8 protein-coding genes are annotated in these 8,887 nt (G+C 68.6%); 7 read left to right on the top strand and 1 reads right to left on the bottom strand.

What is annotated here, in order from left to right:
- The first annotated feature begins 45 nt into the window (after nt 1-45).
- A complete protein-coding gene (locus O0J73_RS00985; protein WP_053449587.1) occupies nt 46-1,098 on the top strand; it encodes a linear amide C-N hydrolase in 1,053 nt (350 codons plus the stop codon).
- Here the strand turns inward: O0J73_RS00985 and O0J73_RS00990 are convergent.
- On the bottom strand, nt 1,095-1,874 hold the full coding sequence (locus O0J73_RS00990; protein WP_040007878.1) for a DUF6491 family protein: 780 nt from the start codon (nt 1,872-1,874) through the stop codon (nt 1,095-1,097). The two genes, O0J73_RS00985 and O0J73_RS00990, sit on opposite strands and share 4 nt — an antisense overlap.
- An 81-nt stretch (nt 1,875-1,955) precedes the next feature.
- Here O0J73_RS00990 and O0J73_RS00995 point away from each other — a divergent pair, with 81 nt between their 5' ends.
- The 6 genes from O0J73_RS00995 (at nt 1,956) to thrC (ending at nt 8,852) form a co-directional block, all read left to right on the top strand.
- Nucleotides 1,956-2,654: an AraC family transcriptional regulator gene (locus O0J73_RS00995; protein WP_308307798.1), complete on the top strand. Its 699-nt coding sequence runs from the start codon at nt 1,956-1,958 to the stop codon at nt 2,652-2,654.
- A 158-nt stretch (nt 2,655-2,812) separates the two neighbouring features.
- Complete coding sequence (locus tag O0J73_RS01000; RefSeq protein ID WP_308307799.1) at nt 2,813-3,763, top strand: DMT family transporter; 951 nt, start codon at nt 2,813-2,815, stop codon at nt 3,761-3,763.
- A 138-nt stretch (nt 3,764-3,901) separates the two neighbouring features.
- The gene (locus O0J73_RS01005) at nt 3,902-4,036 is read left to right on the top strand and encodes a hypothetical protein (protein ID WP_275575128.1); all 135 of its coding nucleotides are present in this window, start codon (nt 3,902-3,904) and stop codon (nt 4,034-4,036) included.
- Between the two features lie 84 nt (nt 4,037-4,120).
- Entirely contained in the window at nt 4,121-6,625 is a 2,505-nt protein-coding gene (gene thrA, locus O0J73_RS01010; protein ID WP_308307800.1) for a bifunctional aspartate kinase/homoserine dehydrogenase I, read from the top strand.
- Entirely contained in the window at nt 6,622-7,536 is a 915-nt protein-coding gene (locus O0J73_RS01015; protein WP_197563033.1) for a homoserine kinase, read from the top strand. Before thrA ends, O0J73_RS01015 begins: the two co-directional genes overlap by 4 nt.
- A gap of 29 nt (nt 7,537-7,565) precedes the next feature.
- Nucleotides 7,566-8,852, top strand: a complete 1,287-nt coding sequence (gene thrC, locus O0J73_RS01020) for a threonine synthase (RefSeq protein ID WP_308307801.1) — start codon at nt 7,566-7,568, stop codon at nt 8,850-8,852.
- Nucleotides 8,853-8,887 lie beyond the last annotated feature (35 nt).

An 8,887-nucleotide genomic window follows, 5' to 3' on the forward strand; every position in this document is an offset into this window, starting at 1 on the left:
CGATCGGGTCAGATCCATGGACCACGGGGAACGGAGCGCAGTGACATGGCACGGATGAAGTGGAAGGGAAGGGCGATGCTGGCCATGGCGCTGGCGTCGGCGATCGCACCGGCGCTGGCCTGCACGCGCGCGGTGTACCTGGGCGACAACGGTGATGTGATCACCGCGCGTTCGATGGACTGGAAGGTGGATGTCGCCACCAATCTCTATGTGCTGCCGCGTGGCATCGCACGCACCGGGCAGGCCGGCCCGAAGTCGCTGGCCTGGACCGCCCGCTATGGCAGCGTGGTGGCCACCGGCTACGACGTATCGACCACCGACGGCATGAACGAAAAGGGCCTGGTCGCCAACCTGCTGTGGCTGGTCGAATCGGAGTACCCGCAACAGCGCGGCAACAAGCCGGGCCTGGCGATCTCGCTGTGGGCGCAGTATGTGCTCGACAATTTTGCGACGGTGGACGAGGCGGTGGCTGCCTTGAAGCGTGAGCCGTACTCGATCGTCACCGACAAGGTGCCTGGCGAGGACCGCCAAGCGACGCTGCATCTGTCGCTGTCCGACGCCACGGGTGACAGTGCCATCGTCGAGTACATCGGCGGCCGCCAGGTCATCCACCATGACCGGCGCTACCAGGTGATGACCAACTCGCCGATCTTCGACCAGCAGCTGGCGCTCAACACCTACTGGCAGCAGATCGGCGGCACGGTGATGCTGCCGGGCACCAACCGCTCTTCCGATCGCTTCGCCCGCGCATCGTTCTACATCAACGCCATTCCCAAGGCCGAAGATCCGGTGGAGGCACTGGCCAGTGTGTTCAGTGTGATCCGCAACGCCTCGGTGCCATACGGCATCACCACGCCGGGCGAGCCGAATATCTCCTCCACGCGCTGGCGTACCGTGGCCGACCACAAGCGGCGGCTGTACTTCTTCGAGTCGGCGTTGACCCCGAACACGTTCTGGGTCGATCTGAACAAGGTCGATTTCGGTGGCCCGGTGCTCAAGCTCGACCTTGGCAAGGACCAGCGGAACACCTTCGCCGGCGATGCGCTGGGCCACTTCGTGCCCAGCGCGCCGTTCACCTTCCTCGGCGTCGACGGTTAGTTCGACGCCTGGCTGGAGGCCGGGTACACCGCCTGGATGGTGCAGGCGCCGCGGGTGTACTGCGGCAGCGGAGCCAGCGAATCACTGCGCAGGTCACCATTCTCGAATCCCGCGGTGAGGACGCGGTCACCGGGATTGCCGCAGATCAGGCCGTTCTGCATGCCGGAGCGGAAGCTGAGCTGCGGTGCACGATCGAGCTGGCGGCAGTGGCTGCCGAGCTCGACACGGTAGTAGCGATGGCCACCATTGCGGCGCGGATTGGTCTCCACCAGCATGCCCTGCGGGTCGGAAGACCACGCGCGGACGTTGCGGGTGGCGAAACAGTACGACGGCGAGCCGCCGAAGCCGCGACGGATTTCCTTGCGCTCGCGGATGGTCACTGCGGGCAGGGTGGCCGTGCGCAGGCGGTCACTGTCGCGGGCGACGCTGGCGAAGTCCCGGTTCTGAACCGGGGTGACCGCACTGACGGCGCAGCTGCGGCCATCGACCACCACGCGCTCGCTGGGACGACCGCAGGCCCATCCCGCCGGTGCTTCCAGCTTCAGCGTGGTGGCAGTGCGGACGCCGGGGCAATCCTGGCTGAAGTCGATGCGATAGGCCTGGCCGGAGGCCGCGCGCAGTGCGATCGAGCGAGGTGAGGCCTGTTCCACTTCCTGCACGCCAACGGCGTCCATGCAGTGCGGAGCGGGTGGGGTACGTTCCTGTGCCAGGGCCGGAACAGCAAGCGCCAGGCCGAGGCTGGCGGCGAGCAGCAAATACATGTGCTGATGGGTCATGACCTGCACTCCTTGCGTGGGTTGACACCTCGACTATAGCAACGGTTTGCACGGCCCGTGTTACACGCGCACACTGCCCGGATGGGCGCGATCTTCCACCTGCGGCACTACGGCCAGGCCACCGGCCTGGACCGTCATGAGTACGCGCAGTGGGTGCTGCCGTTGCAGGGCGAACTGCAGTTCGAGATGGAAGGGCATGGTGGCCGCCTGGACCTGCTGCAGGGCGCTTTCGTGGCCGCCGGCGAGGCCCATGACCAGATGGCCGATGGCCCGAACGGTTTCGTGATCGTCGATTGCGCGCCAGGCGTGCTCGATGACGGCACCCAGGAGCATCTGTGCCGCCAGCGCTGGTTGCACCTGCCGCTGGCGCTGCGCCGGTGCCTGGCCGATGTGCAGGCCGGCCGGCCGATGCCGGCGCTGCTTCCGCAGTTGCTGCAGACGTTTGCACCGGCCGGCAGTGGCGCTCGCATGCAGGGGCTGTGTGCGGCGGTGCAGGCCGATCCGGGCCAGGCATGGCCGGTGGCGCGCATGGCGGCGTCTGTGGGGGTCAGCGAGAGCCGCCTGCATGCGCTGTTCCAGCGGGAATTCGGCCTCAGTCCCCAGGCCTGGCTCAGTGCCAGCCGGTTGCGCTGGGCCAAGCACCAGCTGCGCACCAGCGCCGCGCCGATCAGTGACATCGCGCTGTCTGCAGGCTATTCCGAGCAGAGCGCACTGACCCGCGCGCTGCGCCGCGAGTGCGGCCAGACGCCGGCCGCGTGGCGCAGGGGCACCGATCTGTAGCATCGAGCCATGCTCGGCCGCCGTTCGCGCGATGGCCGGTGCAAAAGCAGTGGAGCATGGCTCGACGCTAAAAGGGCACCAGGGCAGTAGCCTGGGTCAAGAGGGTTCCGCCGCCCACCGACTACACTGCGCGGCCTCTTCCCCCACGAAGAATCCCAATGCGCAACAACCCGATGGCCCTGGGCATCGCCAATGGCGTTGCCGCTGGCGCGCTATGGGGCGTGGTCTTCCTCGCCCCCGCCGTGCTGCAGTCGTTCAATGCCCTGCAACTGTCCGCCGGTCGCTACCTGGTCTATGGCCTGATCGCGGTTGCGCTGTTGCTGCCACGCTGGAAGCGGCTGGCGCCACAGTTGGGGCGTGCTGAATGGACCGGTCTGCTGTGGCTGAGCCTTGCCGGCAACCTGGTCTACTTCCTGCTGCTGGCGACCGCCGTGCAGTGGGCAGGCGGCGCGGCGGCCTCGCTCATCGTCGGCCTGATCCCGGTGGTGGTGACCCTGGTGGGCGTGCGCGAGAAGGGCGCGGTGCCGCTGAAGCAGCTGTTGCCGGCACTGGGCCTGTGCGTGCTCGGTGTAGCGCTGGTCGGTTGGGAGGCGCTGATGTCCGAACACCTGGCGACGCCCTGGCGGCAGCGCCTGATCGGCCTGTTGTGCGCGTTCGGAGCGCTGTTTTCGTGGGCGCTGTACTCGATCGGCAACAGCCGCTGGCTGGCGCGGCGGCCGGATCTGTCCAGCCACGACTGGTCGCTGCTGACGGGCGTTACCACGGGTGGCCTGGCCCTGCTGCTGGTGCCGATGGCCTTCATCGGCCACACCGGCAGCCACACGCCAGTGCAGTGGGGCGGGTTCTGGACGATCAGTGCCGGCGTGGCGGTGATCGCCTCGATTCTGGGCAACGCGTTCTGGAATCGCGCCAGCCGCCTGCTGCCATTGACCCTCACCGGCCAGATGATCGTGTTCGAGACGCTGTTCGCGCTGCTCTATGCCTTTGCCTGGCAACAGCGCTGGCCCTCCCTGCTGGAGGCGCTGGCGATCGTGTTCCTGGTGGCGGGGGTGATGCTGTGCGCGCACGCCCATCGCGCACCGCGGGCGATCGCCGAACATGCCGGCTGAATGCATGTCTCAAGCAAGCTGATGCGTGCTTTGTCTCAAATGCAACCAAATGCCGGCACGTTGGCCGATGATCGCGGCAGCGTGTTTTTGCATCGCAGCACTTGACAGCGGCAGGGCGCGCGGTGTTTTCTGTGCGGCATGGTCCTTGATGCCGCCCACGCCAGCCTGAACGCCCCCGCCACCGCGGGCCGTTCGACTGCGCCGGTCGCCACCACCACCATTACCACCACCACCGTCACCACTGCCCTGGTGCGGCCCGTCGTCTTCGTGTAACTCCCGAAAACCACGGCCCCGCACCATACAGGTGGCGGGGAAACTCGACACCTGCATGCGACGGGGCCTCCTACCGAGGTCTGCATGTCTTCCCACGCCCCCGCCCATTCCGTTGCCCCGGCCGACCTGGCTGCGCCGTCCATCGTCGTGCACAAGTTCGGTGGCACCTCGGTAGCCGACGCCGAACGCTACCGCCATGTTGCCGGCCTGCTGCTGGCCCGCCCCGAATCGCTGCAGGTCACCGTCGTCTCGGCCATGAAGGGTGTCACCGATGCGCTGATCGAGCTGGCCCAGCTGGCCGCCAAGGGTGACGAAGGCTGGCGCGAGGCCTGGCATGCGCTGCGCGCGCGCCATCGTGGTGCTGCCGTGGCGCTGCTGGGCGAGCAGGTGGGCGAGACCGTGGAATGGATCGACGCGCGCTTCGAGCAGCTGGCCGAGGTGCTTGCGGCGCTGGCGGTGATCGGCGAGCTGCCCCGTGAAGTGCTCGATCGCGTGCAGGGCCTGGGTGAAGTGTTCTCTGCGCAACTGCTTGGCACGCATCTGCGTGCACGCGGCGAAGACTGCGCGGTGCTCGACGCGCGCGACGTGCTGGTGGTCGGGCATGGCGAACTGGGCGTGGATGTCGACTGGGAGGCCAGTGCGGACCGCCTGGCCAAATGGCGCCTGCAGCATCCACAACTGCGCCTGGTCGCCACCGGTTTCGTGGCGCGTGACCGCCATGACCGCATCACCACGCTCGGCCGCAACGGCAGCGACTATTCCGGCGCGATCTTCGCCGCGCTGTTCAACGCCGATGAACTGCACATCTGGACCGACGTCGATGGCGTGCTGTCGGCAGATCCGCGGCTGGTGCCCGAAGCGGTGCAGCTTGAGTCGCTGAGCTACGACGAGGCCTGCGAACTGGCCTACTTCGGCGCCAAGGTGGTGCACCCGCAGACGATGTCACCGGCCATCCGCCTCGGCCTGCCGATCTTCATCCGCAACACCTTCCAGCCGGCGCATCCGGGCACGCGCATCAGCGCCGAGCGCTCGCCGCGCGGGCCGGTGAAGGGCCTGACACTCAGCCCCGGGCTGGCCCTGCTGAACCTGGAAGGCACCGGCCTGATTGGCGTGCCGGGTACCGCCGAGCGCGTGTTCGCCGCCCTGCGCCAGGCGCAGGTGTCCGTGGTGATGATCTCGCAGGGTTCGTCGGAGCATTCGATCTGCTGCGTGGTGCGTGCCGGCGAAGCTGCGCGCGGCCGCGACGCCCTGCTGCATGTGTTCGCGCATGAGTTGTCGGTGGGCCAGGTGCAGCGCGTGCAGGTCAGCGAGGGGGTCAGCGTGCTGGCCGCGGTCGGTGACGGCATGGCCGGCCAGCCCGGTGTGGCGGCGCGCCTGTTCGAGGCGCTGGGCCGTGCGCAGGTGAACATCCTGGCGATCGCGCAGGGCTCGTCCGAACGCAACATCTCGGTGGCGGTGGACAGTGCCGATGCCACCCGCGCGCTGCGCGCCGCACATGCCGGCTTCTGGCTGTCGCCGCAGACCTTCGCGGTGGGGGTGATCGGGCCGGGCAATGTCGGTGCCGCGCTGCTGGACCAGCTGCTGGCCGCGCGCCCGCAGTTGCTGGCCAAGGCCAATGTCGACCTGCGCCTGCGTGCGCTGGCCTCGCGTTCGCGCATGCGCCTGGAAGTGGATGGCCTGCATGCCGATTGGCGCCAGGCATTGCAGGAAGCCGGCGAGTCCAGCGACCTGGATCGCTTCACCGAGCATCTGCTGGCTGCGCACCTGCCGCATGCGGTGGTGATCGACTGCAGTGGCAGTGCCGAGGTGGCCGAGCGCTACGAGGGCTGGCTGGCCGCCGGCATCCATGTGGTCACGCCGAACAAGCAGGCCGGTGCAGGGCCGCTGCCGCGCTACCAGCGCATCCGTGCCGCGGCGGCGGCCAGTGGCGCGCGTTTCCGTTACGAGGCCACGGTGGGTGCGGGCCTGCCGGTCATCACCACGCTGCGCGACCTGGTGGATACCGGTGACGAGGTGCTGGCGATCGAAGGCATCTTCTCCGGCACACTGGCCTGGTTGTTCAACCGCTTCGATGGCAGCCAGCCGTTCTCGGCACTGGTCGCGCAGGCACGGTCGATGGGTTACACCGAACCGGACCCGCGCGATGATCTGTCCGGCGTGGACGTGGCGCGCAAACTGGTGATCCTCGCCCGCGAGGCCGGCCACGCGCTCAGCCTGGAGCAGGTGCAGGTGGAAAGCCTGGTGCCCGCCCTGCTGCGCGACGGCAGCGTGGATGCATTCATGGCCAGGCTGGGCGAGTCCGATGCCAGCCTGCAGCAGCGGCTGCAGGAGGCACGCGCGCGTGGCGCCGTGCTGCGCTATGTCGCCAAGCTCGGCGCCGACGGTGCCTCGGTGGGCCTGCAGGAGCTGCCGGCCGACCACGCCTTCGCCAATCTGCGGCTGACCGACAACGTGGTGCAGTTCCGTACCCGCCGCTACTGCGACAACCCTCTGGTGGTGCAGGGCCCGGGCGCAGGCCCGGAAGTCACCGCGGCCGGCGTGTTCGCCGATCTGCTGCGCGTGGCCGCTGGTGAAGGAGCGCGCCTGTGATCGCACGTGCGTACGCGCCCGCCTCGGTGGCCAATGTGGCAGTGGGTTTCGACATTCTCGGCCATGCCATCGCCGGGATCGGCGATACCGTAAGCGTGCGCAGGATCGACGAACCGGTGGTGCGCATCGAGGCGATCCGTGGCAGCGCGGTCGAACTGCCGCTGGACGCGGCCGGGAACACGGCGGGTGCTGCGTTGATGTCGCTGCGCGAAGGGCAGGGCCTGGACTTCGGTTTCGCCGTCGAGATCGACAAGGGCATTCCGTTCGGCTCCGGCATGGGCGGTTCGGCGGCGTCGAGTGTTGCGGCGCTGGTCGCGGCCAATGCGCTGCTGGATGCGCCGCTGCCACGCGAAGCGTTGTATCCGCATGCGCTGGACGGCGAGGCGGTGGCCAGTGGCGGCCGCCACGGTGACAACGTCGGCCCGCTGCTGCTGGGCGGACTGGCATTGTGCACGGCCGATCGCCTGCTGCCGATCCCAGTGCCTGCCAGCTGGCACAGCCTGCTGGTGCATCCACACGCGGTGCTGGAAACGCGGCGCGCGCGCCAGGCATTGCAGGGCAGTTACGCACTGGGCGAATTCGTCGCGCAGAGCGCCAACCTGGCGCTGGTCCTCAGTGGTTGCCATCGCAGTGACGCCGGGCTGGTCCGCGCCGGGCTGCGCGACGTGCTGGTGGAGCCGCGACGGGCAGGCCTGATCGCCGGTTTCGAGGCCGCCCGCGATGCAGCGCTGTCGGCCGATGCAATGGGCGCGGGCATCTCTGGCGCCGGGCCCAGTGTGTTCGCCTGGTTCGAGGATGCTGATCAGGCCCGCGCCGCCGTGGCACCCGTGCAGGCCGCATTCGCGGCTGCCGGCTTCGACAGTGATGCCTGGGTGTCGCCGCTGGATGCGCCAGGAGCCCGCCTGTGCTGAATTCCTCCCCTCTACTGGATATCGAACCCATGCACTTCGTTTCGACCCGCGGCCAGTCTCCGGCCGTTGGCCTCAGCGCGGCGATCGCCGCAGGATTGGCCCCCGACGGCGGGCTGTACGTGCCGGAGAACCTGCCGGTGACACGCGAACTGCAGGCCGGTGCCAGCCTGGCTGAGACGGCTGCCGATCTGCTGGCGCCGTTCTTCGCGGGTGATGCGCTGGAATCCGCGCTGCCGTCGATCTGCCGCGAGGCCTTCGACTTCCCGGTGCCGCTGCGTCCGCTCGGCGGCGGTGACCATGTGCTGGAGCTGTTCCATGGGCCGACGGCGGCGTTCAAGGACATCGGCGCGCGCTTCCTTGCCGGTACGCTGTCGCGGCTGCAGGCCGGCCAGGAACGCGCCCTGACGATTGTCGTTGCCACCTCCGGCGATACCGGTGCAGCGGTGGCAGCGGCGTTCCATCGCCAACCCGGCGTGCGCGTGGTAGTGCTGTATCCGGATGGCCGCGTGTCGCCACGGCAGGCGCACCAGCTCGGTTGTTTCGGCGACAACATTCAGGCCCTGCGGGTGGCCGGTGCATTCGACGATTGCCAGGCGATGGTCAAGCAGGCGCTGGCCGACCGCGACCTGCAGGCGAAGATTCCGTTGAGCTCGGCCAACAGCATCAGCCTGGGCCGCCTGCTGCCGCAGATGAGCTACTACGCGCATGCGGCACTGACCCATCACGCTGAGACGCGTCGCCGGCTCAACCTGGTGGTGCCGACCGGCAACCTCGGAAACGCGATGGCCGCGGTGCTGGCGCGCGCACTGGGTGTACCGATCGGGCAGATCGTACTGGCCACCAATGCCAATGCGGTGCTGCCGGCGTACTTCAATGGCGGTGACTACCAGCCGCAATCCAGCGTGGCGACGGTAGCCAATGCGATGGACGTGGGCGCGCCGAGCAACTTCGAGCGCCTGCGCTGGCTGTACCACGGCGACGATGCCGAATTGCGCGCAGCTTTCCGTGCGTTCGCGGTGGACGACGTCACCATCCGCGCCACCATTGCCGCAGCGCACGCCAGCAGCGGCGAGCTGTTCTGCCCGCACACGGCCACGGCGGTCAAGGTCCTGCAGGACCTGCGTGCACGCGGCGCCAAGGGCGACTGGGCGGTGGTGGCCACCGCGCATCCGGCCAAGTTCGAGGCGGTGGTCGAGCCATTGATCGGGGAGCCGGTGGCGGTGCCGCCGGCACTGGATGCGCTGTTGCAGCGGCCAGCGCACGCTGAACCGCTGGCCGCCGACTACGCGGCGCTGCGTGAGGTGTTGCTGCGCTGACCGGAGAGGGGCACGGTTGCCGGCCAGCGGTTCAG

The organism is Stenotrophomonas sp. Sm6012, from assembly GCF_030985895.1.
Taxonomy (GTDB): domain Bacteria; phylum Pseudomonadota; class Gammaproteobacteria; order Xanthomonadales; family Xanthomonadaceae; genus Stenotrophomonas; species Stenotrophomonas forensis.